This is a genomic window from Streptomyces sp. NPDC050619 (assembly GCF_040654815.1).
Classification (GTDB): domain Bacteria; phylum Actinomycetota; class Actinomycetes; order Streptomycetales; family Streptomycetaceae; genus Streptomyces.
In genome coordinates this window covers 277,597-302,664 of sequence record NZ_JBFAIR010000001.1, presented here as the reverse complement: position 1 = coordinate 302,664, position 25,068 = coordinate 277,597, and the positions used below count along the sequence as shown (strand labels likewise).

The window sequence follows — 25,068 nt, the reverse complement described above, 5'->3', positions numbered from 1 at the left end:
CAACTCACCCCCCGCCGACCAGACCGAGAAGCGCGCGCATCCGTGTGTACTTCTCGGTCAGTCGTGTGCGGGTGGGTTCGTCGAGGACCGCGAGGCGCGCCGGGTCGGCGTTGTGGGCCAGGTCCGCCTGCTTCACGAGGAGCGCGCCGGGCGTGGCGAGAATGCGCCCCGCGTACGCCTCGGGCGGTTCGCCGGCCCGCTTGGTGACCGCGCGCACGATGTCCTTCGTACGGCGGCTCAGCGCGGCCTCAGCCAGCCACCGCTCGGACAGCGCGTCGTCCTCGACGGCGTCGTGCAGCCAGGCCGCCGCGATCTGCTCGTCGTCGCCGCCCCGCGCCCGGACGCCGTCCGCGACGGCCCGGAGGTGTTCGGTGTACGGGCGTCCCGCCTTGTCGGTCTGGCCGGCGTGGGCGGCGCGGGCGGTGGCCTCTACTTCGGCCAGGGTCAACAGCGATGTGTGCGTCACTCGTCCAGTGTGTCGCCACGCAGCGCGGCGCGGGCCGGGACGGTGGCCGCCGTGAGGCCGAGGACGACGATCGCGCCGGCGAAGGCGCCGTACACCAGCGGGGGTATGTAGGGTCCTTGCCCGGTCAGCCCGTTCATCATCGGTACGAGTGTGGCCAGCGCGATGGCCGTGCCGAGGGCGATGCCCGCGAGGGCGACCAGGAGGGCTTCCCAGCGGACCATGCGCAGCACCTGGCGGCGGGTCGAGCCGATCAGGCGGAGCGTGCCGAGTTCGCCGCGGCGGCCGAGGACCGTCATCACCAGGGTGTTGGCGGCGGCGACGGCGGCGAATCCGCCGAGGACGGCGGCCATGACGCCGTTCGCCCAGGCGTTGAGCTCGCGGTCCTCGGACCGGGCCGTGGTGTAGTCGCCGGCGTCCAGGACCGTGCCGAGTGCTTTCAGACCGGCTTGTGTGCCGCCCTTCGTCCACAGTTCCGTGGGGAAGGCGGAGGTGACGTGGGTCGTGAGGTCGGCGTGGTTCATCGTCACCTGGGACAGCCCCAGGCCGCGTCCGTACGTCGCCACGATCCGCGGTTCGGCCCTGGTGCCGTCGGGGAGGCGGAGCGGCAGGCGGTCGCCGACCTCGAGGTTGGCGTTGTCGGCGACGGAGGCGTCGACGGCTGCCTCGCCCGGTGCGAGGGACAGCCGGCCGTCCTTGACGTCCAGGTCCTGTACGGCGGCCAGGTCGCGGGCCGACCCCGTGACGCCCTGGGCGGAGACCGACGTGATCACGCCGCCCGAGGCGGGGACGAGCACGCTGGTCCGCAACAGCCCTACGGCGGCCGTGACGTGCGGGGTGCGCTCGGCCCGTCGTACGGCGCCCGGGGCCAGGCCCAGGTCCGCGGTGACGATGTGGTCGGCGACGATGCCGGCCTGTTGCTGGCGCTCGGTGACGCGCTCCTCGCTGGTGTGCATGAAGACCAGGACCGAGGAGAACGCCATGGCGAGGACGATCGGGGTGATCGCGGAGGCCAGCCGGCGGGCGTTGGCACGGGAGTTGGCGGCCGCGAGGGCTGCGGGGGCGTCGCCGCCGCGCAGCGGGAGTCCGAACAGGGCGGCACAGGCGCGGGCGACCAGCGGGCCGAGCAGGGCCACGGCCAGCATGAACAGCATGACGATGCCGAGCGCGGCGTTGGCCGCGTCCTCACCGGTCAGGGAGGCGGCCAGGCCCGCGCAGACGAAGCCGCCGGCCGCGGCGGCGACTCCGAGCGGGGTACGGATCCAGCCCACCCGCAGCCGCTCCACAGACGCCTCGGTCAGCGCCTGTCCCGGCTTGATGCGTGAGCTGCGGTGGGCGGCCATGTAGCCGGCGCACAGGGCGCTGACGATCACGCCGCCGACGCCGCAGACCAGCGGGATCCAGGAGACGGCCAGGTCGACGGCCTCCGGGACCGCGCCCCTGTCCCTCAACTGCCCGAACCACCAGGTGGCCAGGGCGATGCCGGGCAGGCAGCCGGCCGCGCCGGCGAGCGGGGCGACCAGGAGGGTCTCGGTGGCGATCGTGCGGCGGATCTGGCGCGGGGTGGCGCCGACGGCGCGCAGCAGCGCGAACTCGCGGGCGCGCTGGCCGACGGCGAGGGCGACGGTGCCGGCCGCGGTGAAGACGGCGACCACGGCCGCGGTGCCGCCGAAGGAGCCGCCGATGCCCATGAGGACTTCCTTGGCCTCGTCGAGGCTCGGGTCGGCCACCGTGCCGCGGTCGTCGCCGGTGTGCACCTCGGCGTCCCCGTGGCCGCGCAGGGCGTGGGTGACCTGGGAGGCGAGGGCTGCGGGGGTGATGCCGGGTGCGGGGAGCACGGCGACGGCGTCGATGCGGCCGGGGTGCCCGGAGAGGCGTACGGCTTCGGCGTCGGCGAACCACACCGTGTCCCCGTCGTCGTCCCCGTCGTCGTCCCCGTCGTCGCTGCCTGCCGTGCCGGAGACGCGGTAGGTGCGGGTGCCGTCGGGAGTGGCGAGCGTGACGCGGGTGCCGACGGTGCCGTGGGACAGGACCACTTCGCCGGTGCGGGGCGCGCGGCCGGTGGTCAGGTGGTCGACGGTGAAGGCGGTGGAGGCCCAGTTGTGGGCCGTTAGGGGGCCTCGCGGGCCGCGGGCCGGGAAGGTGACGTCCGCGACGGCCGTGCGGGCACCGGGGGCCGAGGCCGCCTTCGTGACCAGGGAGGCGTCGAGGCGGGCGCGGTCCGGGACCGGTTCGCTGTCCGCGCTGTCCCCGTGGCCGTAGTGGGCCCGCTGGTCGGCGGCGACCACGACGGGGGCGCCCGCGTAGCGCTGCGGCGGGACGTCGGCTCGTACGCCCGTCTCCAGGAGGATGCCGCAGGCCGACACGATCGCCGCGGCCAGCGCGAGGGCGACGAACGTGCCGACGAAGGCGGCGGGCCGGAAGCGGACGGCGGCGCGGGCGAGGCCGTTGGGCAGGAACATCAGGCCGCCGCTCGTGCGTAGGACGCCGGTGCGGTGAGGGCCGTCATGCGGGCGGCGATGCGGTCCGCCGGAGCGCGGTCCAGGTGGTCGACGAGCTCGCCGTCGGCCAGGAACAGGACGCGGTCCGCCCAGGCGGCGGCCGAGGGGTCGTGGGTGACCATGACCACGGTGGCGCCGTGGACGTCGACGGCCTGCCGCAGCAGGGTGAGGATCTCGGCGGCCGTCGTGGTGTCCAGGGCGCCGGTCGGCTCGTCCGCGAAGACGACGTCGGGGCGGGTGACCAGGGCCCGGGCGATGGCGACGCGCTGCTGCTGGCCGCCGGAGAGCTGGCCGGGGCGGCGCCGGGCCTTGTCGGTGAGACCGACCTCGGCGAGCACCTCCGCGGTGCGGCGGCGGTCGGGGCGGTGGCCGGCCAGCCGCATCGGGAGGACGACGTTCTGCTCGACCGTGAGGGACGGCAGCAGGTTGAAGGCCTGGAAGACGAAACCGAGGCGGGTGCGGCGCAGGGCGGTGAGCTTGTTCTCCCGCATGCCGGTGATCTCCGTACCGCCGAGGCGGACCGTGCCGGCGGTGGCGCGGTCGAGGCCCGCGGCGCACTGGAGGAAGGTGGACTTCCCGGAGCCGGAGGGGCCCATCACGGCGGTGAAGCTGCCGTGCGGGAGGTTGAGGTCGATGCCGCGCAGGGCGTGGACTGCGGTGCCGCCGCGGCCGTAGCGCTTGCGGACACCGTGCAGTTCTACGGCCCAGTCGCCTGCCATACCTGGTCCTCCGGTCCGTCGCATGTCGTTCGTCGGGCATCACCGGCAGGTCGGCACTCACCGCGGTGATGTCTCGAACGTACGGAGCACAGACGGGCCGAACCATGAGGTCGACCGCAGAATCGACCTGGGGAAAACCCCACCATCAGGCGTCGGCGCAGGTCAGCGAGGCGTCGCCTGGGACGTGGCCGTCGGACCTTCCCGGCAGATCAGCAGCAGGGCCCGGTCGTCGTTGACGTCCTTGGCCACCGCTTCGATCAGGTGCCAGGCGGCTCCGTGGAAGCCGCCGGCCACATAGCGGTCGGCCTCGCCGGTGAGGCGGTCGATGCCCTCGACTATGTCGCGTTCGGCCGTTTCCACCAGGCCGTCCGTGAACAGCATCAGCACGTCCCCGGGGCGCAGCGAGCCCTTCACGGGGTCGAACTGGGCGCCGTCGTACACGCCAAGGAGCGGGCCGTCGGCGGCCTTCTCCTCCCAGCGGCCGCTGCCCGCGCTGAGCTGGAGCCCCGGCGGGTGGCCCGCGGAGTACAGCTCGTAGTCCCCGGAGTCGAGGTCCAGGACCAGGTGGATGGAGGTCGCGAAGCCCTCGTCCCAGTCCTGGCGCAGCAGATAGCCGTTCGCGGCGGGGAGAAAGGCGTGCGGGGGCAGCGAGCCGAGCAGGCCGCCGAAGGCGCCGGACAGCAGCAGCGCCCGCGATCCCGCGTCCATGCCCTTGCCGGACACGTCCGTCAGGACGACCTCCATGGTGCGGCCGCCGTTGGTCCGGGCCGCGACGACGAAGTCACCGGAGAAGGACTGCCCGCCCGCCGGGCGCAGCGCCATCTCCCGGTGCCAGCCCTGCGGCAGCTGCGGCAGCTTGCTCTGCACCCGGATGCGTTCACGCAGGTCGAAGAGCATGGTGCCGCCGCGCCGCCAGGGCACGCCGACCCGGCTGCGGAACTGGGCGATGAGGAGACCGAAGAACCCGCAGGCGGCGACCACCAGGACGACACCCGGGGTGACCCTGGACGGGCCCTCCGTGTACGGGCCCAGCTGCACCGACTCCACGATCAGAGCGGTCGCCGCCGCCGCGTACAGGCCGAGCAGGCTCGCCGGGCGCAGCAGCAGGCCGCCCGCGACGATCGGCAGGACCAGCGCGGCCGGTGAGCACCACACCGAGTTGGCCATGGTCGTGGCCGCGATCAGCGGGACGGTGATGAGCAGGCCCGCCAGCGCGACCCAGTCCGAGCCGTCGCCGCGGAAGTAGTCGACGGCACTTCTGCGCAGGCCGACGCGGGCCCGGTGCCACTGCATCTTCAACCGGGCCGCGAACGTCTCGGCCTCCGCACGCCGCTCTCGTCCTGCTGCCATTAGTTCGGGACCCTATCCATCCGACCAGCCGCTTGGCACGGGAGGTCCCACTTGTCCCCCGTCCGAGGCTCAACTTCACAGTGAACTTCACAGAAGGCCACCGCGCCGCCATCACGCCGAAATTCCCTGGCCCGTCCCGCAACGCGCTGGTAACCATGGTTCATGACGACAGACTTCGCGGCCGACGCCGCGACCGAGCTGCGCGTGCTGCGGCGGGACGAGTGGGGCCAGTGGTACGACAGCTTGATCCGCGCCTTCGGCGGCGTCCCGGAGGCGCCCGAGGAGCGGGAGTTGTGGGACTCGCTCACGGAACTCGACCGCTCTTTCGGGGCCTGGGCCGGGGCCGACTGCGTGGGCACGGCAGGCACGTTCAGCTTCCGGGTGACCGTGCCGGGCGGCGCCTCGGTGCCTGCGGCGGGCGTGACGATGGTGAGCGTGGCGGCCACGCACCGGCGCCGCGGGGTGCTGCGCTCCATGATGCGGCGGCAGTTGGACGACGTACGGGAGTGGGGCCGGCCGCTGGCGGTCCTGACGGCCTCCGAGCCCGCGATCTACGGCCGGTTCGGTTACGGCGCGGCCACGCACAGCTTCAACCTCAAGGTGGACACGACGCGCGTACGGCTGTCCGTGCCGCCCGGCACCGATGACGTACGGCTGCGGTACGCGGCGCCGGCCGACGTCCTCGAGGCGTGCGAGGCGGTGTACGCGCGCGTGGTGCCCGGCCGGCCCGGGATGCTGGCGCGGCTGCCCGGGTGGGAGCGGCTCGCGTTGCTCGATCCGGAGAGCGGGCGGGACGGGGCGTCACCGTTGCAGTGCGTGGTGGCCGAGCGCGCCGGCGAGATCGTGGGGTACGCGCGCTTCCGCGTCAAGCCGGAGTGGGAGACCGCCGGGCCCAAGGGCACGGTGGTCCTCCACGACACCGAGGCGCTCGACGCGGCGGCGCACGCCGCGTTGTGGCGGTTCCTGTTCGAGATCGACCTGACGTCGACGCTGACGGCGCGCGGGCGGCCGATGGACGACCCGTGGCTGTCGATGGTGTCCGACATACGGCGGTGCGAATTGCGGGTGCGGGATTCGCTGTTCGTCCGGCTGGTGGATGTCGGGGCCGCGCTGGAGGCGCGCACGTATCAGGCGCCGGTGGATGTGGTGTTCGAGGTCGAGGACGACTTCTGCCCGTGGAACGCGGGGCGTTGGCGGCTGATCGGGGACGCGAAGGGGGCGTCGTGCGGCCGTACGACGGAGGCGGCTGATCTGTGCTTGTCGGTACGGGAGTTGGGGGCGGCGTACCTCGGCGGGGTGAGCCTCGCCTCGCTGGCCGCGGCCGGGCGGGTGCGGGAAGTGCGGCAGGGGGCGCTGGCGGAGGCGGCGGTAGGGTTCGGGTCCGTTGTCGCGCCTTGGTTGCCGCACGGGTTCTGAAGGCGGTTCTTACGGCTCTCACGGCTCTTACGGCTCTTACGGCGGGTCAACTGATCTGGTTTTTCTGGCAGGTCGGGCACCAGAAGAGGTTGCGGGCGGCGAGATCGGCGGTGCGGATCTCGCCGCCACAGATGTGGCAGGGCCGGTTGGCCCTGCGGTAGACGTAGACCTCGCCGCCGTGGTCGTCGACGCGCGGTGGACGGCCCATCGCCTCCGGGGTGTGCTCCGGGCGGACGGTGTCGATGCGGTTGTTGCGCACGCCCTCGCGCATGAGGTCGACGAGGTCCTGCCAGATCGCGTCCCACTCGGCGGGGGTGATGCTGCTGCCTGCGCGGTACGGGTCGACGCGGTGCCGGAAGAGAACCTCGGCGCGGTAGACGTTGCCGACGCCCGAGATGACCTTCTGGTCCATCAGGAGGGAGGCGATCGTCGTACGGCTGCGGGAGATCTTCTGGTACGCGGAGTGCGGGTCGGCGTCCTCGCGGAGGGGGTCGGGGCCGAGGCGGTCGTGTATCGCCTGCTTCTCGGCGGGTGTGATCAGGGCGCAGGTGGTGGGGCCGCGGAGATCGACGTACGACGTGCTGTTCGCGAGGCGGAGACGGACGGTGCCCGTGGGCGGCGGCGCGGGGGCCGGGCCGAGGGTGACCTTGCCGAAGAGGCCGAGGTGGATGTGGACGCAGTCGCTGTCGCGGAAGCCGAGGAAGAGGTGCTTGCCGTGGGCTTCGGTGTGGGTGAGTTCCGTGCCGGTGAGGAGGGCGGCGGCGTCGGTGAACTTGCCCTGGGGGCTGGTGATCTGGAGGGGCGTGCCGAGGAAGGCGGCGGCGTAGTCCTGGGCCAGCCGGTGAATGGTGTGCCCCTCCGGCACGGCGCCCTACTTTCGGGTGGGTCGAGAACGAGCCGTAGTGCCTACTGCTGCGGGCCGTAGTGCCTACTGCTGCGGGTGGTGCGCCGGGATCGGCGGGAGGTCGCCCGTCGATTCGTAGCCGGCCAGCATCTCGATGCGGCGCAGGTGGCGCTCGTCGCCGGAGAACGGCGTGTTCAGGAAGGTCTCGACGAACTTCGTCGACTCCTCCTGCGTGTGCATGCGCGCGCCCACCGCGACGACGTTCGCGTTGTTGTGCTGGCGGCCCAGCGACGCCGTCTCCTCGCTCCACGCGAGAGCGGCCCGCACGCCCTTCACCTTGTTCGCCGCGATCTGCTCGCCGTTGCCGGAGCCGCCGATCACGATGCCGAGGGCCTCGGGGTCCGCGGCCGTCCGCTCGGCGGCGCGCAGGCAGAAGGGCGGGTAGTCGTCCTGGGCGTCGTAGATATGAGGACCGCAGTCGACCGGGTCGTGGCCCGCTTCCTTGAGCCACTCCACGAGGTGGTTCTTGAGTTCGAAGCCGGCATGGTCGGAGCCGAGATACACGCGCATGGGATGAGTGTGACACGGGTGTTGCGGGGTAGCAGCGCCGGGGGTTGATCCAGAAAACTGTGAGCAACACTACAGAACCTCAGGAAAACCTCAAGTAACGATCCGGAATCAAAGGTTCACGAATCTATTCACCTCCGATTCACTGGACCGATCTGAACACTGCTCACCCCCCGTCGTCCCCCTCGTACGGGAAACAGCTCACCCGGCGCAAAGGAATACCGTCCATGACCTCGCAGCCGACCCTCCCCCAGGCCGGTCATGCCTCCGAGCCCCCCGGTGAACCCGGCGGCAGTCTCCAGGCAGGACTGAAGAACCGCCATCTGTCGATGATCGCCATTGGTGGTGTCATCGGAGCCGGACTGTTCGTCGGGTCCAGCTCCGGTATCGCCACCGCCGGGCCCGCCATCCTCCTGTCGTATGCGCTCGTCGGCACGCTCGTGGTGCTGGTGATGCGGATGCTCGGTGAGATGTCCGCCGCCAATCCGACGTCCGGGTCCTTCTCCGCGCACGCCGACCGTGCCCTCGGCCGCTGGGCCGGGTTCTCCATCGGCTGGCTCTACTGGTTCTTCTGGGTCGTCGTGCTCGCCGTGGAGGCGACCGCCGGGGCCAAGATCCTCGAAGGGTGGGTTCCCGCCGTACCGCAGTGGGGGTGGGCCCTCATCGTGATGGTGGTGCTCACCGCCAGCAACCTCGTCTCCGTCGGCTCCTACGGCGAGTTCGAGTTCTGGTTCGCCGGGATCAAGGTCGTGGCGATCAGTGCGTTCGTCGTCATCGGCGGGCTCGCCGTCTTCGGGCTACTGCCCGGGGTCGACAGCGACCAGGCCGGGCTCGGCAACCTCACCGACCACGGCGGGTTCCTGCCCAACGGGCCCGGCGCGATCCTCACCGGCGTACTGCTCGTCGTCTTCTCCTTCATGGGGAGTGAGATCGTGACTCTGGCGGCCGGTGAGTCCGAGGATCCGCAGCGCGCCGTCACCAAGTCCACCAACAGCGTCATCTGGCGTATCGGCATCTTCTACCTCGGCTCGATCTTCGTCGTGGTGACCCTGCTGCCCTGGGATGCCCAGTCCATCCAGGACGACGGCTCCTACGTCGCCGCTCTCGACTCCCTCGGCATCGCGCACGCCGGTCAGATCATGAACGTCATCGTGCTGACGTCCGTGCTGTCCTGTCTCAACTCCGGGCTCTACACCGCCTCCCGCATGGCCTTCTCGCTCGGCCAGCGCGGTGACGCGCCAAAGGCCTTCGCCCGGACGACGAGTCGGGGTGTGCCGCTCGCGGCGATCCTCGCCTCCGTCGTGTTCGGCTTCGTCGCCGTGTTCTTCAACTACAAGTTCCCGGACTCCGTCTTCCTCTTCCTCGTCAACTCCAGTGGTGCGGTCGCCCTGTTCGTGTGGCTGGTGATCTGCTTCTCGCAGCTGCGCATGCGCAGGATCATCCAGGCCGAGGCGCCGGAGAAGCTGGTCGTGAAGATGTGGCTGTACCCGTACCTGACCTGGGCGACGGCCGCGCTGCTCGTCTTCGTCATCGGCTACATGCTGACCGACACCGAGCACGACGGCCGCGAGACCATGTTGCTGTCGCTGATGGTCGCGGCGGTCGTGATCGCGATCGCCCTCGTGAAGGAGAGGGTTGGGCGCGGGCGGGGCGCTGTCTCCGTGGAGGCGGACTCCGTGAAGGCGGACTCTTCGTGACTTCGTGAGTTCGTGAAGGTAGAGAGCTGGTGGAGGACTAGGTGTGCTGTCCCGGCGCACCTAGTCCCTCACCGTGAAGCTGTCTTTGACCTTGCCGTAGGTCTTGAGCGCCTGCGCTTCGATCTCCGGCTGGTACCACGTGTTGATCTGGTACGACTTGCCGCTCGTGTTGAAGCCGAGCAGGCGGGCGTGCCACGGGACGCCCTTGAGCGTGAAGGTGTACTCCCAGACGACCGCGGGACAGTCGCGGAACGTCGTCTCCTCCAGGCGGATCTTCCGGTAGTTCTGGCCCTTCCGGGCGTTCTGCTCCGAGGTCTGCCAGGTCTCCATCAGGTCGCCGCGGGCGAGGGAGGACTTGGCGGCGAGTTCCTGTTTGGCGTCCGGGGACGTGTAGTGGACCTCCGCGCCCGTCTTCACGTCCCGCCGCCAGCCCTGGGGCGTCGCCCAGGCGAAACCGCCCGCCTCCTCGTGGGTGCCGGGTGGCAGGCTCGGCGGCCTGGATGTGCCCTCGACCGTCGGCGACGCGGTGCTGGACGGGGGCTGCGAGGACGAAGGCGACCGGGAGGGGCCCGCCGTGGTGGTGTCGGGCGATCCGGAGGTCGCCGCGAGGACGATCGCGACCACGGCACCCGCGGTGACCAGACCCACGGCGGTGACGAGGGCCGCACGGCGGGGAGGGGCGGGGGCGGGGAGTTCGCCCGGGGGCGCGGGAAGGGGCGCGGGCGCTGGGCGCCTCTGGGTCTCCGCCTCCGCCACCGCGCGGACCAGCGAGGCGGCTCCTCGGGAGGCGGCTGGTGTCGAGGGTTCGGGACGTCGCTGTGGTGGCTCGGGGGAATCGACCGGCGCCTCCCGCCCCTCCACATCAACCTCAACCTCAACCTCGACTTCGACCTCAACCACCTGCCGCAGCGAGGACTCCAGATCCTCCAGCCCCGGTCGAAATGACGGCTCCTTCTCCAGCAGCGCGGCCAGGATGTCCCGCAACGGCCCGGCGGTGGCGGGCAGTTCGGGCTCCTCGTAGAGGACCGCGTGGAGGGTGGCCAGCGTGGTGCCGCGGGAGAACGGGGAACGGCCGGCCAGGGCCGCGCAGAGTGTCGCGCCGAGGGACCACACGTCGGACGGCGGGCCCTGCGGGCGGCCGGAGACGCGCTCGGGGGCCATGTAGTCGGGCGAGCCGACCAGCATGCCGACCATGGTGAGCGCCTTGGCGTCCTGGATCGCTGCGATGCCGAAGTCGGTGAGGACGACTCGTCGGCCGCCGTTCTCCACCAGGACGTTCCCGGGTTTGATGTCCCGGTGCAGGACTCCCCGGGCGTGCACCTGGCTCAGCGCCTCCACCAGTTCGAGCCCGAGGCGTGCCGTCTCGCGCGGGCCCAGGGGGCCCTCCTCCGCCATGATCTGTTCGAGAGAGCGGCCGGCCACCAACTCCATGACGATCCACAGGCGTTCGCCCTCGTCCACGACGTCGTAGACGCGTACGACGTTGGGGTGGTCGATCCGGGCGGTGGCCCTGGCCTCCCGCAGGGTGCGTTCGCGGCGGGTTCGGGTGTCCTCGGCGTCCAGGCCGTCGATGCGCATTTCCTTCACGGCGACCTGCCGGTCGAGTATTTCATCGGCGGCTCGCCACACCCGCCCCATTCCCCCCTGTCCGATACTTTCGACCAATCGATAGCGTCCCGTCACCAGTAACCCTGGAACTCCACCGCTCCTCGTATCCCCCGGCTTTCCCGGCAATCCACTGCACCCCCTCAATTGGTCACACTTGGCGCCGTACCAGCATAGTGCGGAGAAATCTTGTGGTACCTCTTCAAGTACTGCGAATTCAGACGCAGCCAAGGGGGGCGGACATGAGGACGAACATGAGTTCTCGTCGTACGACGACCATCGCGGGTTCGCTGGTCACGGCATCCTTCTCGGCCGTGATGATCCTCTCCGGAACCGCCGGAGCGGATGACCAGGGGCCCGGGAGCAGCAAGGGGGGAAAGGCCGTTGACGAGGCACCGGCGGGCGTGCGGCTGACCACGCTGCTGCCCGAGAAGATCTCGGTCGACAACGATTCCGAAGAAACCGATATCACCGCCACGGCGAAGAACGAGGGAACCAAGGACAGCGGCGAGATCCGGCTCTGGGTCGTCGGTTTTGACGGCCTCACGGTCAAGAACGCTCAAGGCTGCTCTCCGATCGACGAAAAGAATCTGCCGGAGGGCTCGAACAGCGGTTATACCTGCCCCATCGACAATCTCGCGGCCGGGAAGTCGAAGTCGTACGCCGTCGACGCGACGTTCGACCTCGGCAAGACCGGAAAGGTCTGTCTGCTGGTGCGGACCAGCGACGGGAAGAAGACGTTCTGGCAGCAGGGCCCGGTTCCGTTCGGTACGACGAACCCGTCGCCGAACGCCCCGGCCACCCCGCTGCTGCTCGGCACCGACAACCAGCCGGTGGCACCGGGCGGCGACGAACTCCCCAAGACCGGTCTCGGGCGTGACGTCCTGCCGCTGGGCACGGCGGGCGCGGCGCTGCTGACCGCGGGAGCGGCCGGACTGTGGTGGTCACAGCGGCGGCCGAGCGCGCAACGGGAGAGCTGAACCAGCACACCATGAGAGGAGGCATAACATGACGGCAACTGTCAGGTTATGCCTCCACCATGGGCCGCATGGAACGCATGGAACGCATGGACCGCATAGGCCTGACCGGCGTCGCTGAAGACCTGCTCGTTCTCCGTCCCGGTGACCCGGACTACGAAGCCGAACTCGCCGGTTTCCAGACCGGCTTCGCCCAGCGGCCCGCCCTCGTGGCCGCCGCCCGCCGCGCCGAGGACGTGATCGCCGCCGTACGGTATGCCGCCGCCGCGAAGCTGCCCCTCGCCGTCCAGGCCACCGGACACGGGCTGCCCGGCGCCTCGGAGGGCGGCGTCCTCGTCACGACGCGGCGCATGGACGGCCTGCACGTCGATCCGGGGGCCCGAACCGTCCGCGTCCAGGCGGGAGTGTGTTGGGGGCAGGTCGTGGCGGCAGCCGAGCCGTACGGCCTCGCGCCGCTCAACGGCTCCGCCCCGTCGGTCGGTGCCGTCTCCTACACGCTCGGCGGTGGACTCGGCATCCTGGCCCGCGAGTTCGGCTACGCCGCTGACCACGTACGGGCGCTCGACGTCGTCACCGCCGACGGCCGGCTGCGGCACGTGACCCGGGCATCCGACCCCGAGCTGTACTGGGCGCTGCTGGGCGGGGGACACCACCTCGGCGTGGTCACCGAGTTGGAGATCGGGCTCGTCCCCGTGCGGACGCTCTACGGCGGTTCGCTCGCGTTCGACGGACGGGAGGTCGATCCGGCGGCCGTGCTGCGGGCGTACGAAGCGTGGACGCGGACCGTGCCCGACGGGCTGACGTCGTCCTTCGCCGCCGTACCGTATCCGGACCTCCCGGCGCTGCCGCCGCGGCTGCGCGGGCGGTATGTCGTCTCCGTACGGGTCGCGTACACCGGCGCCGACGGTGACCGGCTCGTCGCCCCGCTGCGGGAGACCGGGCCGGTGCTCGCCGACTCGCTGCGGGAGATGACGTACGCCGAGAGCCACACCATCCACAGCGATCCGGACTTCCCGCACGCGTACTACGGGGACAGCTCGGTGCTGAGTGAACTGGACGTCGACAGGGCCGCCGGGCTGCTCGCGCGCACCGGGCCGGACGCGGGCGCCATGTGTGTCGTGCAGATCAATCAGCTGGGCGGGGCGCTGGCGCGGCCCGCGCCGAACTCGGTGCCCTATCGCGAAGGGCGTTTCCTGGTACGGCTGTTGACCATGGGTAATCGTGAGGAGGCCCGCCGGCTTCTGGACCCCGCCTTCGCGCCGCTCGCGCCCGTCACGCTCGGCCGGGCGGTCAACTTCGCGTTCGGGGCGGGCGATCGGACCGAGGGGCTGTACGACGCGGAGACGCGAAAGAGGCTCGCCGAGGTGAAGTCGCAGTACGACCCGGCGAACCTCTTCCGCAGCGGCTGACCAGGTCAGCGCTTGACGAGCTTCCAGGCGGAGGGCAGCAGGCCCATCGCCAGGGCCGCCTTCAGGGCGTCGCCGATCAGGAACGGGGTGAGGCCGGCCGCGATCGCGGCGGACGCCGAGAGGTCGGCGGCGTAGGCGAGGTACGGGACGCCGACGGCGTAGATGATCGCCTCGCCCAGCAGCATCGTGCCGGCCATGCGGAGCATCGAGCGGTCGGCGCCGCGGCGGGCCAGGGCGCCCACGACGAAGGCCGCGAGCATCATGCCGATGATGTATCCGAAGGACGGCATGGCACCGCCGGACTTGCCGTCCGCGAACCACGGCATACCGGCGACGCCCGCCACCGCGTACAGGGCGAGCGCGGCGAGGCCGCGGCGGGCGCCGAGGGTCGTGCCGACGAGCAGCGCTGCGAACGTCTGGCCGGTCACCGGCACCGGGGAGCCCGGCACCGGCACCGCGATCTGGGCGGCGAGGCCGGTGAGCGCGGCACCGCCGGCCACGAGCGCGATGTCCCGGACACGGGAGACGGGCAGCAGGTCGGCGAGGACCTGCCCGGTGCGGGCGGGGGCGACGGCAGCGGTGCTCATGGGGACTCCGCGGGGTGGTGTGGACACGGGACACGGTGACGCTATCCCAGCGCCCTCGCACCCATCACCGTCAGCGCTCGACAAAGGGGGGAGCGCGGGCGTGGTGGGCTCCGGACAAAAGGTGGGGGCTACACCTGGTACGGGGTGATGCCGGTCACTGGGGTGAAGGTGAAGTGGTCACAGAGGTGTTCACGGAGGTGGTCTCGGATGTGGCCGCGTGCCGTCTCGCCCCTCGGTCGCCGTCTGGGCGGCGGAGGACCGATTTGCTAACTTCGAGCACATGGTCGCCCAGTCCCGGAACTTCTCGTCGCGTCGCCATGTCGACCTGCGACGCGTGGGCACGGCCGTCTGTTGCCGCCGGTAGATCGAGGCGGGCGGAGCGGATCCGATGCGCCTCGACTCATGAGACGGCGCACTGTCGGACCCGTTCCCGAGGATGATCGCCATGGCGGCACCCACGCTCACACCACCCTCCTCCCCCTACTCGCCCCGCATCCCCCGCCGCGCCGCCGACAGTGACCGGCGTCGCACCAGCGCCAGCGTCGTGCTGCGTTCCGTGCTGGAGCACGGGCCGGTCGCGCGCAGCACCATCGCCCGGCTGACCGGGCTGTCCCCGGCCTCGGTGACCGACTACTGCGCCCGGTTCACGGGGCTCGGTCTGATCCGTGAGGCCGCCGTGCCCCGGCAGTCCAAGGGTGTGGGCCGGCCCCATGTGCCGGTCGACCTGGACGAATCGCGCTTCGTTGTGGGCGGGGTCCATGTGGCCGTGCCCTACACCACGGTCGCGCTGCTGGATCTGCGCGGCCGGGTCGTCGCCGAGCGGCGGTTGAAGCACCCGGCCGGGCTGGTTGAGCCCGGGCAGGTGCTGGCGCGGGCCGCCGACGGGCTGGCCGCGCTGCTCGAAGGGGCTCCGGGATCCCGGCCGCTGGGTGTTGGTGTGGCGGCCGGCGGCTGGGTGGACCGGGACTCCGGGACCGTTGTCGCGCACCCGCTGCTGGGCTGGCGGGATGTGCCGGTGCGGGATGTGGTCGGCGCACACACCGGGCTGCCGGTCCATGTGGACGGACATGCACGGGCGTTGGTCAACGCGGAGCGGCTGTTCGGGCGGGCGCGCGGCAGCGGGAGCGTGCTGCACCTGTTCGTCGGCAACGTCGTCGACGCGGCGTTCGCCACCCACGACGAGGTGCACCACGGGCCGCGCAGCCAGGCGGGCGCCATCGCCCATCTGCCGGTGCCGGGCGGCACGGAGGCCTGCGAGTGCGGACGTACCGGCTGCCTCCAGGCCGAGTTGAGCGAGCGCACCCTGTGCCGGCGGGCCCGGGAGGCGGGTGTCATCGACGGCGTGAACCCGATGCACGTGGTCGCCGCGGCGGCCGACGGCGACCTGGCCGCCGCAGGGCTGTTGGTGGACCGTGCGCGTCAGGTCGGGCGGGCTGTCGGGCTGCTGCTCGACGTGCTCAACCCGGAGACCGTCGTCGTCACCGAAATCGGCGTCCGGCACCGGGAGGACTGCCTTTCCGCGCTGCGGGACGAGGTCGGGGCGGAGCGGGCGGCGGGCGTGGTGCCGACGAGTTTCGCGGATTCCGTGCTTGCCGTGGCGGGTGGAACGGTGGCTCTGGACGTGCTTTATCGGGATCCGCTGGGCGCCTCACCTCAGCGGAATTAATTCAGAAACGCGGAATGTTGACAGGGCCGGTCCGAGGGAAGGAACATCCTGGTCATGAGCTGTCGCACCCTCTGTTGCTGACACGTCGCCGCGCCTGAAGCGCGCGCCCACACCGTCCTGCGTGAATTCCCTTGCCTGGCTTTCTCCTGCCCGGAATTCCGCGCGCACGCACACCTTTCACTTCGGCTCACGGAGTCCTCCCATGCCTTCCCCACCCCTGTCCGGGATCGACCGACGGCTCTTTCTCACCTCCCTGCTCGGCGTGTCCGCCGCCGCTGCCGGACTCGGCGGCTGCGCGGGGAGCAGCACGGCGGCCTCGAAGTCGTCGCTCTCCGAGCCGCTGGCGAAGAAGGTCCCCGCCGGCACCAGCCTCAAGATCGCCTCGTACCAGAACGTCCAGCAACTCCAGTTCAAGCTGGCCAAGTTCGGCGAGCTGCCCTTCAAGGTGAGCGGCTGGGCGAACATCGGCGCCGGACCCGATGTCATCAACGCCTTCCGCGCCGGGTCCCTGGACGTCGCCAACAATGCGGGAATTCCGCCGATCCAGGCGCAGTTCCAGGGCTACGACGCGAAGATCGTCGCGATCAACATCACCCGCAAGCCGAACTATCTCTTCGCCACCAAGCCCGGCAGCGACATCGGCTCGGTCGAGGACTTCAAGGGAAAGAAGCTCGCCTTCTCGCAGGGGCAGGCCCAAGGCGTCGTACTCCTGCGGGCGTTGAAGAAGGCCGGGCTGGCGTACGACGACGTGCGGCTCGTGCCGCTGACCAGCAACCAGTTCCTCACGGCACTTCAGTCGGGGCAGGTGGACATCGCGCCGCTCGCCAACCAGCAGGCGCCCGCCTATCTCCAGCAGTACGAGTCCAAGGGCGCCCGCGCCATCACCACGGACGTCGTGGACCTGCTCAACCTGTTGTGGGCGCCGACCTCCGTGCTGTCCGACTCGGCGAAGTCCGCCGCGGTCGCCGCGTACATCCCGTACTGGGCGAAGGGCCAGGTGTGGCAGTACGAGCACCCGGACGTCTGGAACGAGGAGTTCTACGTCAAGACGCAGAACCTGAGCCTCGCGCAGGCACGGTCGATCACCGAGCTCGCCAACAAGCCGCTCTTCTCGCCCAGTTGGGACGAGGCCGTGAAGTGGGAGCAGGAGACCGCCGATCTGCTGGCGGAGGGCGGCTTCGTGAAGGAGTTCAAGGTCGACTCGCTCTTCGACCGCCGCTTCGAGGGCATCGCGGCGAAGTCCGTACCGGCGGAGTACCGGAGGTGAGCGCCGCCGTGACCACGACCTCGACCACCGCCTCGACCGCGACCGCGCCCGTCACCGCGACCGAGGACAGTCCCCAGGTCCGCCGACGCCGCCGCCTCTCCCCCGGTCGCCGGCTGCCCGCCACCCGCCTCCTCGGCCCCGCCCTCATCCTCGCCCTGTGGGCCACCGCCTCCGCCGCCGGACAGCTCGACCCGGGTGCGATCCCGGCGCCCTGGACGGTGCTGGAGACCGGCGTCCACCTGTGGACCGACGGCACACTGCCCACCGACATCCTGACCTCGCTGCAACGCGCGGGCTCCGGCTTCGCGATCGGCCTGGTCGCGGGCATCGCCCTCGCCCTCGCCGCGGGGCTCAGCCGGACCGGCGAAGCGCTGATCGACGGGTCCGTGCAGCTCAACCGGGCGATCCCGACGCTCGGTCTGATCCCGCTGTTCATCCTCTGGCTGGGCATCGGCGAGACCTTCAAGGTCGCGATCATCGCGATCGTCGTCTACATCCCGATCTACCTGAACACGCACTCCGCGCTGTCCGGCATCGACCACCGGTACGTCGAACTCGCCGAGGTCCAGGGCCTGTCGAGGTACGCCTTCATCCGGCGGATCGTCATCCCCGGCGCGCTGCCCGGCTTCTTCGTCGGGCTGCGGCTCGGGGTGACCGGGTCCTGGCTGGGCCTGGTCGTGCTGGAGCAGATCAACGCCACCAGCGGACTCGGCTACATGATGTTCCAGGCGCAGAACTACGGCCAGACGGACGTCATCCTCGTCGGCCTGGTCGTCTACGGCATCTTCGGCCTGATCTCCGACAGCGCGGTCCGTCTGATCGAACGGAGGGTGCTGTCATGGCGCCGCACGCTGAGCAGCTGACCCGCCCTGCCGTCCAGCTCCGGGGCCTGACCAGGTCTTTCGAGGGGCGCACGGTCCTCGACGGCATCGACCTCGACCTCCCCGCCGGACAGTTCACCGCCCTGCTCGGACACAGCGGCTCCGGTAAGAGCACGCTGCTGCGGGCAGTCGCCGGACTCGACCACGAGGTGGCGGGGAGTGGCCGCCTGACCGCGCCGGAAAGGGTGTCGGTCGTCTTCCAGGACTCCCGGCTGCTGCCCTGGCAGCGCGTCCTCGACAACGTCCTCCTCGGCCTGGACGGCAAGGAGGCGGACCGGAAGGGTCGCGAGGCCCTCGCCGAAGTCGGTCTGAAGGGCCGCGAACGGGCCTGGCCCAACGAGCTGTCCGGGGGCGAGGCGCAGCGCGCCGCCCTGGCCCGCTCCCTGGTCCGCGAGCCGGAACTGCTGCTGGCCGACGAGCCGTTCGGCGCGCTGGACGCGCTCACCCGGATCCGGATGCACGTCCTGTTGAGGGAGCTGTGGGAGCGCCACCGGCCCTCCGTGCTGCTCGTCACCCATGACGTGGACGAGGCGATCGTGCTCGCCGACCGGGTCCTCGTCCTCGACCAGGGCCGTATCGGCCTCGACCTGACCATCGACCGCCCGCATCCGCGCTCGTACCGGGATCCACTGCTGGGCGAGTACCGGGAGCGGCTGCTGGCCGCGCTCGGCGTGACGGAGGACCACAAATGACCACCAGACAGCTGCACCTGAACGCGTTCCTGATGAACACCGGCCACCACGAGGCGTCGTGGCGGCTGCCGGAGAGCGACCCGTACGCGCATGTGGCGCTGGACCACTACGTGCGGCTCGCGCGGATCGCGGAGCGCGGCACCTTCGACTCCCTCTTCCTGGCCGACGGCCCGCAGCTGTGGGGCAACCTGGCTCAGCGGCCCGCCGGCGCCCTGGAACCCCTCACCCTGCTGACCGCACTGGCGACGGCCACCGAGCACGTCGGCCTGATCGCCACCGCCTCCACCTCCTACAACTCCCCCTACAACCTGGCCCGCAAGTTCGCCTCGCTCGACATCATCAGCGGTGGCCGGGCGGGCTGGAACATCGTCACCACGGCAGGTGCCGAGGCCGCCCGCAACTTCGGCCTCGCCGCCGAGCCCGCGCACGCCGATCGGTACGCCCGCGCCGCCGAGTTCCTCGACGTGGCCCTCAAGCTGTGGGACAGCTGGGAGGACGACGCGATCGTCGCCGACAAGGCGTCCGGCGTCTGGGGCGACGATACGAAGATCCATCCACCCCGGCACGAGGGGCCGTACTTCAGCGTCGCGGGCCCTCTCAACGTGCCGCGCAGCCCGCAGGGTTACCCACTGCTGGTGCAGGCGGGGTCGAGCGAGGACGGAAAGCGCTTCGCGGCGCGGTACGCGGAGGCGGTGTTCACCGCCCAGCAGACCATCGAGGACGCGCAGGTCTTCTACGCCGACCTCAAGTCCCGTACGGCCGCGGCCGGTCGCGACCCGGACCACATCAAGGTGCTGCCCGGCATCGTCCCGGTGATCGGGTCGACGGAGGCGGAGGCCCGCTCCAAGGAGCGGCTCCTCGAAGACCACATCGTGTACACGCACGGAGTGAGCCGACTGGAGAGTCTGCTCCAACTGGAGCCGGGGAGCCTGGAGTTGGACGCCCAGCTCCCCGCCGACCTGCCGCCGGAGAGCGCCATCGAGGGTGCCAAGAGCCGCTACACGCTCATCGTCGAGCTCGGCCGGCGCGAACGGCTCACCGTGCGGCAGCTGGTCGGGCGGCTCGGCGGCGGCCGCGGGCACCTCACCTTCGCGGGCACCCCCGAGCAGGTCGCCGACGCGATCGAGACCTGGTTCACGCACGGCGCCGCCGACGGTTTCAACATCATGCCCGCGGTCCTGCCCTCCGGCCTCGACACCTTCGTCGACCACGTCGTCCCGATCCTGCGCACCCGGGGCCTGCTCCGCACGGAATACGGCCCACGCCGGACCCTGCGCGAGCGATACGGCCTTCCGCTCCCCGCCAACCAGTACGTCACGCCTGTTCAGGAATCCGCACTCGCCCGAGTCTGAAAGGACCCGCACCCCATGACCGACATCCACATCAGCAAGGTGACCGCCAACATCGGCGCCCGCATCACCGGTGTCGACCTCGCCAAGCCCCTCGACGAGGAGACGGTCGTCGCCCTCCGCGACGCGCTGAACACCCACAAGGCCCTGGTCTTCGACGAGGTGAACCTCGACGACGAGGGCCAGCAGGCCTTCGTCCGGCACTTCGGTGACGTCACCACCGCGCACCCGACCGTGGCGTCCGTCGACGGCGTACCGAACGTCCTGCCCGTCGACAGCGAGCGCGGCCGCGCCGCCAACAACTGGCACACGGACGTCACCTTCGTCCTCAACCCGCCGCAGGCCAGCACCCTGCGCAGCATCACGATCCCGCCGTACGGCGGCGAGACGCTGATCGCCAGCTCGGCCGCCGCCTACCGCGATCTGCCCGAGCCCCTCCGCCTGCTCGCCGACACCCTGTGGGCCGAGCACACCAACGACTACGACTACGCGGTGCCGGAGGAGACGGTCGACGAGGAACAGGCCCGCCACCGCGCCGAGTTCACGTCCATCAAGTACCGCACGGCCCACCCGGTCGTCCGCGTCCACCCGCTGACCGGCGAACGCGGGCTGTTCATCGGCGGGTTCGCGCAGCGCATCGTGGGCCTGTCGGTCGGCGAGTCCCGCAAGATCCTCGACCTGCTCCAGGCGTACGTCACCCGCCCGGAGAACATCCTGCGCCACCGCTGGTCGCAGAACCAGCTCGTCCTGTTCGACAACCGCATCACCCAGCACTACGCCGTCGACAACTACAACGGCCTGCCGCGCCGCCTGCACCGGGTGACCGTCGCCGGTGACGTGCCGGTCGGCATCGAGGGCAAGGAGAGCTACTCGATCGAGGGCGACGCCTCGCACTACACAACCGTGGCCGCCTGAGCGAGGACTCTCTCCTTCGGTGCTACGGAGCGACCGCGGCCAGTACGGCTGCCACCGGCGCCGGATCCAGCGGGCCGACGTGCGATGCGTCGGGGAAATCCCGTACCCGGAAGGGGTTGTGCGGGGTGCGCGCGTCGGCTTCCGCGATCATCCGGTCCTGGAGCTTCGTGGCGATCGTCCGGTCCTTGCCGAAGCGGAGGTAGGTGCGGGGCAGCCGTCCCCAGGTCTCCACCCGGCCGACGGCGCGCCCCGCATAGGCCGTGATCGACTCGTCCGTCTGCAGGTCGCCGAGCCGCTGCCGGAACACGTTGTCCGGATAGTCCGCGCACATCATCTCCCGGAATGCCTTGAGGTCCCCGGCGTCACCCGTGCGCGGATTGAGCCGCATCACGCCGAGCCGCTCCGGGTCCCCGATGATCTGGTCGAACGGGATGAGCGCGTTCGCGTTCTCCGGCGCCGCGGTGCAGGCGTCGGGGGTCGGCATCGCGGGGCTGGGGCAGAAGGCCGCCATGTAGCAGATGTGGTGGAGCAGTCCCGGTACGGCGTTGCTCACCCGGCTCACGGTGGCGCCGCCCAGGCTGTGGCCGACCAGGACCACGGGGCCGTGCGCCGCGGCGCGCCGGACGATGCGCGTGACGTGCTGCTCGTAGTCGTCCAGAGAGAGGGCGGCGACGGGCGAGGGCTCGGTGGCCATGGCCGCGAGGTCCTGCCGCTGGTACGACTCCGGCACGAACGCCTGCGAGCCGTGCAGCGGCAGATCCACCGCGACGACGCGGTGCCCGCGCAGGGTCAGCTCCTGTGCGACGGGCAGCCAGTAGGCGCCCGCGCTGTGCGTGCCGTGCACCAGTACATAGGTGCACGCCCCTCCCCTGCCCCGGCTGCCGTCCCGGCCGGTCGCGGCAGCGGACGCCGTCGTGGCCGTTCCCGCGCCGAGGGCCATACCGCCCGCTGCGAGGCCGAGCCCTCGCAGCACACCTCTGCGCGTCGTGCTCCCGCGCCCGTCACCTGCAGTGCGGATCTCGTAGTTCTTTGTCATGCCTTCGACGTTAGGGAACGGACGGTGGCCTCCGGAATGGGGTTGGCCCCCAGGGGCGGGGTGGACCCAGGCCCACCTGCTACCTGCGCCACCGGAGGCGAATACCGGAACCGAAGGCCGACCGTCAGGGCTTGCGCCCCAGGCCGCCGTGCTGCCCGATCGGATCGGGGCCGGCCGCCCCGTCGGGACGCCACATCGGCACCGACACCACGCCCGGCTCCACCAGCTCCAGCCCCTCGAAGTAGGCCTCGATCTGCTCGACCGGTCGCAGGAAGTAGGGGACCGCGCCGCTCTCGTTGTAGGCGTCCTGGGCCTGCTCGTACGCCGGATCGGTGCCCCGGGAGCCGTCGTTGACGGAGAGGTAGCTGCCGGAGGGGAGGCCCGCCAGCAGGCGGCGGACGAGGTCCCGGGCCCGGTCGTGGTCGGCGACATGGCCCAGGATGCCGCTGAGGATCAGCCCGGTCGGGCGGGCCGGGTCGAGGGTCGTGGCCGCGGCCTCCAGGATCCGCTCCGGCTCGAAGAGGCTGATGTCCTCGTACGCCGTCGCGCCCTCGGGCGTGGCCGTGAGCAGGTCGCGGGCGTGCGCGAGGACCAGCGGGTCGTGGTCGACGTAGACGATCCGCGACTCGGGGGCGATGCCCTGGGCCACCTCGTGGGTGTTGTCGACGGTGGGCAGGCCGGCGCCGACGTCCAGGAACTGGCGGACTCCCGCCTCCTGGACCAGGTACCGCACGCTGCGGCGGAGGAACGCGCGGCTGCTGCGGGCGATGGTGGAGATTCCGGGGAAGACGGCGGTGTAGGCGTCGCCGGCCAACTCGTCCGCCGGGTAGTTGTCCTGGCCGCCGAGCCAGTAGTTCCAGATGCGTGCCGAGTGGGGTACCGAGGTGTCGATCTCCGTCATGGGCTCATGGTGCTACGGCACGTCCGCCTCGCACGGCACTTTGAGCGAGAGAAGTGCGGCCGAAGGACCTCCTTTCCCACCTGTTCGGGGTCTATGCGTACCCGGGCGAGCGGCTCAACATCGTGTCAGGGAAGCGGGCGATGAAGCCGGCGATACGGAGGGCAGCGATGAGTGAGACGACCGATCCGGTGCGCGTCGTGGCGGCCGGCGACCGCTTCGTTCTGCCGGGGCTGATCGCGCGGGCCGTCACCGATGAGCTGGGTGAACGACCTGTGGACGTACGCGAGTTGAGGCTCGACTGGCCGTTGGAGCCGTTCGGCGCGGTGGCGGAGGTGCGGGAGGCGAGCGACGCCGAGGACGAGCTGATCGGGGCGCTGGACGAGGCGGAGGTCCTGGTCACCCAGATGGGCCCGGTCACCGAACGCGTGCTGGAATCCGCCGGGAGCCTGCGTCTGGTCGTCGTCTGCCGGGGCGGCCCGGTGAACGTCAACCTGGAGGCGGCCAAGACCCATGACGTACGCGTCTGTTACGCGCCCGGCCGCAACGCCGCCGCCACCGCCGAGTTCACCGTCGGTCTGCTGCTGGCCGCCCTGCGCCGCATCCCTCAGGCTCACAACCTCCTGGCCAGGCAGGGCAGTTGGGAGGGCGGCGCCGCCTACTACACGTACGAGCACAGCGGCCTGGAGCTGGAGGACCTGCCCGTCGGGCTGATCGGCTACGGGGCCGTCGGCAGCCGCGTCGCCCGCGTGCTGTGCGCCTTCGGCGCGCAGGTGATGGTGTACGACCCGTATGTGCGCGGCGAGATCCACGGCCTGCGGATCTCCTCCCTCGACGAGCTCCTGCGAAACTCCCGCGTGCTCACCCTGCACGCCCGGCTCACCGACGAGACGCGCGGCCTGATCGGCGCCCGCGAGCTGGGCCTGCTGCCGCCGGACGCGGTCGTGGTGAACGCGGCGCGCGGACCGCTGCTGGACGAGGGCGCGCTGTGCGACGCGCTGGAGAGCGGACGGCTGTCGGCGGCGGCGCTCGACACCTTCGAGCGGGAGCCGGTGCCGACGGGCTCGCGGCTGTTCGGCCCGGGCCTCGCCGAGCGCGTCGTGCTCACCCCCCACCTGGGCGGGGCCAGCCGCGCGGTGGCCGAGAAGGCGGCGACGATCGCGGCCGCCGAGGTGGGCCGATGGGTGCGCGGGGAGCCGCTGGCGCACTGCCTGACGTGACGTCGGGTGACGACCTGACGTGACCTCCGGGACGACTGGCCGAGGAGGCCCTCATGTCCCTCGGTATCGCCGTCGGCACATCCATGGAGCGTTCGAGGAGAGGACCGTATGCGCAAGGCATGCCCGACCTGCGGCACCTGGCAGGAATTCCAGAAGCTGAACGACGCCGAGAAGGCGGCGGTCCGCGCGGTGAAGGGGGACCGGCACTACGTGCACGACCTGTGGCGCTGCACCGCGGACGGCTGCCTGTGGTACCAGCCGTGGCACCACACACGCGGCGGCGACCTCCTCCCGGAGAGGTTCCGGAAGGAGGCCGCCGCGCCGGAGTGAGCCGAAGGAGGCGGGTTACAGGTTGCTGAAGTCCGGGCCCTTCGTGCGGGTGCGCTTGATCTCGTAGAAGCCGGGGACCGAGGCCACGGCGAGGGTGCCGTCCCAGAGGCGGGCGGCCTCCTCGCCCTGGGGGGCCGGGGTGACGACCGGGCCGAAGAACGCGATCTCCGTGCCGTCGGGGCCCGGGACGGAGATCACCGGGGTGCCGACTTCCTGGCCGACCTTGTCTATGCCCTCCTTGTGGGAGGCGCGCAGCTCATCCTCGTACGGCGTCTCGTCCCAGTGGTCGAGGAGGGACTCCGGCAGGCCGACGTCCTTCAGGGCAGCCGCGACGGTCTCCTTCTCGGAGCCCTCGTCCTGGTTGTGGATGCGGGTGCCGAGCGCGGTGTAAAGGTCACCGAGCACCTCGGCGCCGTGCTCCTGCTGGGCCGCGATGACCACCCGGACCGGACCCCACGCCTTGGTCGACAGCAGCTCGCGGTACTCCTCGGGGAGTTCGTCCAGCCTGGGCTCGTTGAGAACCGCCAGGCTCATCAGGTGCCAGCGGACCTCGATGTCCCGGACCTTCTGCACCTCCAGGACCCAGCGTGAGGTCATCCAGGCCCACGGGCACAGCGGGTCGAACCAGAAGTCGACAGGGGTCTTCTCGGACATGGCTCTCCTAGAACGGCGGTCGTTT

The 25,068-nt window shown here is 71.1% G+C and carries 23 protein-coding genes; 12 read left to right on the top strand and 11 right to left on the bottom strand.

Annotation, left to right across the window (positions count from 1 at the left end; all coding sequences use genetic code 11):
* Window positions 1–4: 4 nt before the first annotated feature.
* The 4 genes from AB0I77_RS01360 to AB0I77_RS01345 form a co-directional block, all read right to left on the bottom strand.
* Window positions 5–466 carry an HD domain-containing protein gene (locus AB0I77_RS01360; protein ID WP_363280205.1) on the bottom strand — a complete coding sequence of 154 codons (462 nt, stop codon included), beginning with the start codon at window positions 464–466 and terminating at the stop codon, window positions 5–7.
* Window positions 463–2,925, bottom strand: a complete 2,463-nt coding sequence (locus AB0I77_RS01355) for an FtsX-like permease family protein (RefSeq protein ID WP_363280204.1) — start codon at window positions 2,923–2,925, stop codon at window positions 463–465. Before AB0I77_RS01355 ends, AB0I77_RS01360 begins: the two co-directional genes overlap by 4 nt.
* Window positions 2,925–3,683 (bottom strand): ABC transporter ATP-binding protein, encoded by a 759-nt coding sequence (locus AB0I77_RS01350; protein WP_363280203.1) that lies wholly within the window; start codon window positions 3,681–3,683, stop codon window positions 2,925–2,927. The genes AB0I77_RS01355 and AB0I77_RS01350 overlap by 1 nt, the downstream gene beginning before the upstream one ends.
* Before the next feature lie 162 nt (window positions 3,684–3,845).
* Entirely contained in the window at window positions 3,846–5,033 is a 1,188-nt protein-coding gene (locus AB0I77_RS01345; protein ID WP_363280202.1) for a PP2C family protein-serine/threonine phosphatase, read from the bottom strand.
* A gap of 162 nt (window positions 5,034–5,195) precedes the next feature.
* On the opposite strand from AB0I77_RS01345, the gene AB0I77_RS01340 reads away from it, so the two are divergent.
* The gene (locus tag AB0I77_RS01340; protein WP_363280201.1) at window positions 5,196–6,449 is read left to right on the top strand and encodes a GNAT family N-acetyltransferase; all 1,254 of its coding nucleotides are present in this window, start codon (window positions 5,196–5,198) and stop codon (window positions 6,447–6,449) included.
* A gap of 46 nt (window positions 6,450–6,495) precedes the next feature.
* Here the strand turns inward: AB0I77_RS01340 and AB0I77_RS01335 are convergent, their stop codons facing one another.
* Together AB0I77_RS01335 and AB0I77_RS01330 are read right to left on the bottom strand one after the other, a co-directional pair.
* On the bottom strand, window positions 6,496–7,314 hold the full coding sequence (locus AB0I77_RS01335; protein ID WP_363280200.1) for a DNA-formamidopyrimidine glycosylase family protein: 819 nt from the start codon (window positions 7,312–7,314) through the stop codon (window positions 6,496–6,498).
* A gap of 63 nt (window positions 7,315–7,377) precedes the next feature.
* On the bottom strand, window positions 7,378–7,863 hold the full coding sequence (locus tag AB0I77_RS01330; protein WP_363280199.1) for a ribose-5-phosphate isomerase: 486 nt from the start codon (window positions 7,861–7,863) through the stop codon (window positions 7,378–7,380).
* A 224-nt stretch (window positions 7,864–8,087) separates the two neighbouring features.
* On the opposite strand from AB0I77_RS01330, the gene AB0I77_RS01325 reads away from it, so the two are divergent.
* The gene (locus AB0I77_RS01325; protein ID WP_363280198.1) at window positions 8,088–9,557 is read left to right on the top strand and encodes an amino acid permease; all 1,470 of its coding nucleotides are present in this window, start codon (window positions 8,088–8,090) and stop codon (window positions 9,555–9,557) included.
* A gap of 60 nt (window positions 9,558–9,617) precedes the next feature.
* On the opposite strand, the gene AB0I77_RS01320 is transcribed toward AB0I77_RS01325, so the two are convergent.
* Window positions 9,618–11,240: a serine/threonine-protein kinase gene (locus tag AB0I77_RS01320; protein ID WP_363280197.1), complete on the bottom strand. Its 1,623-nt coding sequence runs from the start codon at window positions 11,238–11,240 to the stop codon at window positions 9,618–9,620.
* A 176-nt stretch (window positions 11,241–11,416) separates the two neighbouring features.
* Between AB0I77_RS01320 and AB0I77_RS01315 the strand changes: the two genes are divergently transcribed.
* Together AB0I77_RS01315 and AB0I77_RS01310 are read left to right on the top strand one after the other, a co-directional pair.
* Window positions 11,417–12,142, top strand: a complete 726-nt coding sequence (locus AB0I77_RS01315; RefSeq protein ID WP_363280545.1) for a hypothetical protein — start codon at window positions 11,417–11,419, stop codon at window positions 12,140–12,142.
* Window positions 12,143–12,219: 77 nt separating this feature from the next.
* Window positions 12,220–13,548: an FAD-binding oxidoreductase gene (locus AB0I77_RS01310; protein ID WP_363280544.1), complete on the top strand. Its 1,329-nt coding sequence runs from the start codon at window positions 12,220–12,222 to the stop codon at window positions 13,546–13,548.
* A gap of 5 nt (window positions 13,549–13,553) precedes the next feature.
* Here AB0I77_RS01310 and AB0I77_RS01305 read toward each other — a convergent pair whose 3' ends face one another.
* The gene (locus AB0I77_RS01305) at window positions 13,554–14,135 is read right to left on the bottom strand and encodes a biotin transporter BioY (protein WP_363280196.1); all 582 of its coding nucleotides are present in this window, start codon (window positions 14,133–14,135) and stop codon (window positions 13,554–13,556) included.
* A 436-nt stretch (window positions 14,136–14,571) separates the two neighbouring features.
* Here AB0I77_RS01305 and AB0I77_RS01300 point away from each other — a divergent pair, with 436 nt between their 5' ends.
* The 6 genes from AB0I77_RS01300 (at window position 14,572) to AB0I77_RS01275 (ending at window position 20,905) form a co-directional block, all read left to right on the top strand.
* A complete protein-coding gene (locus AB0I77_RS01300) occupies window positions 14,572–15,801 on the top strand; it encodes an ROK family protein (protein ID WP_363280195.1) in 1,230 nt (409 codons plus the stop codon).
* A gap of 202 nt (window positions 15,802–16,003) precedes the next feature.
* The gene (locus tag AB0I77_RS01295; RefSeq protein ID WP_363280194.1) at window positions 16,004–17,068 is read left to right on the top strand and encodes an ABC transporter substrate-binding protein; all 1,065 of its coding nucleotides are present in this window, start codon (window positions 16,004–16,006) and stop codon (window positions 17,066–17,068) included.
* Between the two features lie 8 nt (window positions 17,069–17,076).
* Complete coding sequence (locus AB0I77_RS01290; RefSeq protein WP_363280193.1) at window positions 17,077–17,931, top strand: ABC transporter permease; 855 nt, start codon at window positions 17,077–17,079, stop codon at window positions 17,929–17,931.
* The gene (locus AB0I77_RS01285; RefSeq protein WP_363280192.1) at window positions 17,907–18,641 is read left to right on the top strand and encodes an ABC transporter ATP-binding protein; all 735 of its coding nucleotides are present in this window, start codon (window positions 17,907–17,909) and stop codon (window positions 18,639–18,641) included. The genes AB0I77_RS01290 and AB0I77_RS01285 overlap by 25 nt, the downstream gene beginning before the upstream one ends.
* A complete protein-coding gene (locus AB0I77_RS01280) occupies window positions 18,638–19,993 on the top strand; it encodes an LLM class flavin-dependent oxidoreductase (protein WP_363280191.1) in 1,356 nt (451 codons plus the stop codon). The genes AB0I77_RS01285 and AB0I77_RS01280 overlap by 4 nt, the downstream gene beginning before the upstream one ends.
* A gap of 15 nt (window positions 19,994–20,008) precedes the next feature.
* Complete coding sequence (locus AB0I77_RS01275) at window positions 20,009–20,905, top strand: TauD/TfdA family dioxygenase (RefSeq protein WP_363280190.1); 897 nt, start codon at window positions 20,009–20,011, stop codon at window positions 20,903–20,905.
* 22 nt (window positions 20,906–20,927) lie between these two features.
* Here AB0I77_RS01275 and AB0I77_RS01270 read toward each other — a convergent pair whose 3' ends face one another.
* Both AB0I77_RS01270 and AB0I77_RS01265 read right to left on the bottom strand, forming a co-directional pair.
* Window positions 20,928–21,845, bottom strand: coding sequence for an alpha/beta hydrolase (locus tag AB0I77_RS01270; RefSeq protein WP_363280543.1), 918 nt, complete (start codon window positions 21,843–21,845; stop codon window positions 20,928–20,930).
* Window positions 21,846–22,065: 220 nt separating this feature from the next.
* A complete protein-coding gene (locus tag AB0I77_RS01265) occupies window positions 22,066–22,842 on the bottom strand; it encodes an SAM-dependent methyltransferase (RefSeq protein ID WP_363280189.1) in 777 nt (258 codons plus the stop codon).
* A 167-nt stretch (window positions 22,843–23,009) separates the two neighbouring features.
* Between AB0I77_RS01265 and AB0I77_RS01260 the strand changes: the two genes are divergently transcribed.
* Together AB0I77_RS01260 and AB0I77_RS01255 are read left to right on the top strand one after the other, a co-directional pair.
* Window positions 23,010–24,059: a 2-hydroxyacid dehydrogenase gene (locus AB0I77_RS01260; protein ID WP_363280188.1), complete on the top strand. Its 1,050-nt coding sequence runs from the start codon at window positions 23,010–23,012 to the stop codon at window positions 24,057–24,059.
* A 108-nt stretch (window positions 24,060–24,167) separates the two neighbouring features.
* Window positions 24,168–24,389 (top strand): hypothetical protein, encoded by a 222-nt coding sequence (locus AB0I77_RS01255; protein WP_363280187.1) that lies wholly within the window; start codon window positions 24,168–24,170, stop codon window positions 24,387–24,389.
* A 15-nt stretch (window positions 24,390–24,404) separates the two neighbouring features.
* Here the strand turns inward: AB0I77_RS01255 and AB0I77_RS01250 are convergent, their stop codons facing one another.
* Window positions 24,405–25,043, bottom strand: coding sequence for a DsbA family protein (locus AB0I77_RS01250; protein WP_363280186.1), 639 nt, complete (start codon window positions 25,041–25,043; stop codon window positions 24,405–24,407).
* Window positions 25,044–25,068: the final 25 nt, after the last annotated feature.

Coding starts and splice junctions, on each gene's coding strand:
- AB0I77_RS01345 (WP_363280202.1), bottom strand. CDS start 5,033: ATGGCAGCAGGACGAGAGCGGCGTGCGGAGGCCGAGACGTTCGCGGCC.
- AB0I77_RS01300 (WP_363280195.1), top strand. CDS start 14,572: ATGATCGCCATGGCGGCACCCACGCTCACACCACCCTCCTCCCCCTAC.
- AB0I77_RS01285 (WP_363280192.1), top strand. CDS start 17,907: ATGGCGCCGCACGCTGAGCAGCTGACCCGCCCTGCCGTCCAGCTCCGG.
- AB0I77_RS01255 (WP_363280187.1), top strand. CDS start 24,168: ATGCGCAAGGCATGCCCGACCTGCGGCACCTGGCAGGAATTCCAGAAG.
- AB0I77_RS01265 (WP_363280189.1), bottom strand. CDS start 22,842: ATGACGGAGATCGACACCTCGGTACCCCACTCGGCACGCATCTGGAAC.
- AB0I77_RS01315 (WP_363280545.1), top strand. CDS start 11,417: ATGAGTTCTCGTCGTACGACGACCATCGCGGGTTCGCTGGTCACGGCA.
- AB0I77_RS01275 (WP_363280190.1), top strand. CDS start 20,009: ATGACCGACATCCACATCAGCAAGGTGACCGCCAACATCGGCGCCCGC.
- AB0I77_RS01260 (WP_363280188.1), top strand. CDS start 23,010: ATGAGTGAGACGACCGATCCGGTGCGCGTCGTGGCGGCCGGCGACCGC.
- AB0I77_RS01280 (WP_363280191.1), top strand. CDS start 18,638: ATGACCACCAGACAGCTGCACCTGAACGCGTTCCTGATGAACACCGGC.
- AB0I77_RS01270 (WP_363280543.1), bottom strand. CDS start 21,845: ATGGCCCTCGGCGCGGGAACGGCCACGACGGCGTCCGCTGCCGCGACC.
- AB0I77_RS01250 (WP_363280186.1), bottom strand. CDS start 25,043: ATGTCCGAGAAGACCCCTGTCGACTTCTGGTTCGACCCGCTGTGCCCG.
- AB0I77_RS01325 (WP_363280198.1), top strand. CDS start 8,088: ATGACCTCGCAGCCGACCCTCCCCCAGGCCGGTCATGCCTCCGAGCCC.
- AB0I77_RS01305 (WP_363280196.1), bottom strand. CDS start 14,135: ATGAGCACCGCTGCCGTCGCCCCCGCCCGCACCGGGCAGGTCCTCGCC.
- AB0I77_RS01295 (WP_363280194.1), top strand. CDS start 16,004: ATGCCTTCCCCACCCCTGTCCGGGATCGACCGACGGCTCTTTCTCACC.
- AB0I77_RS01340 (WP_363280201.1), top strand. CDS start 5,196: ATGACGACAGACTTCGCGGCCGACGCCGCGACCGAGCTGCGCGTGCTG.
- AB0I77_RS01310 (WP_363280544.1), top strand. CDS start 12,220: ATGGAACGCATGGACCGCATAGGCCTGACCGGCGTCGCTGAAGACCTG.
- AB0I77_RS01330 (WP_363280199.1), bottom strand. CDS start 7,863: ATGCGCGTGTATCTCGGCTCCGACCATGCCGGCTTCGAACTCAAGAAC.
- AB0I77_RS01355 (WP_363280204.1), bottom strand. CDS start 2,925: ATGTTCCTGCCCAACGGCCTCGCCCGCGCCGCCGTCCGCTTCCGGCCC.
- AB0I77_RS01350 (WP_363280203.1), bottom strand. CDS start 3,683: ATGGCAGGCGACTGGGCCGTAGAACTGCACGGTGTCCGCAAGCGCTAC.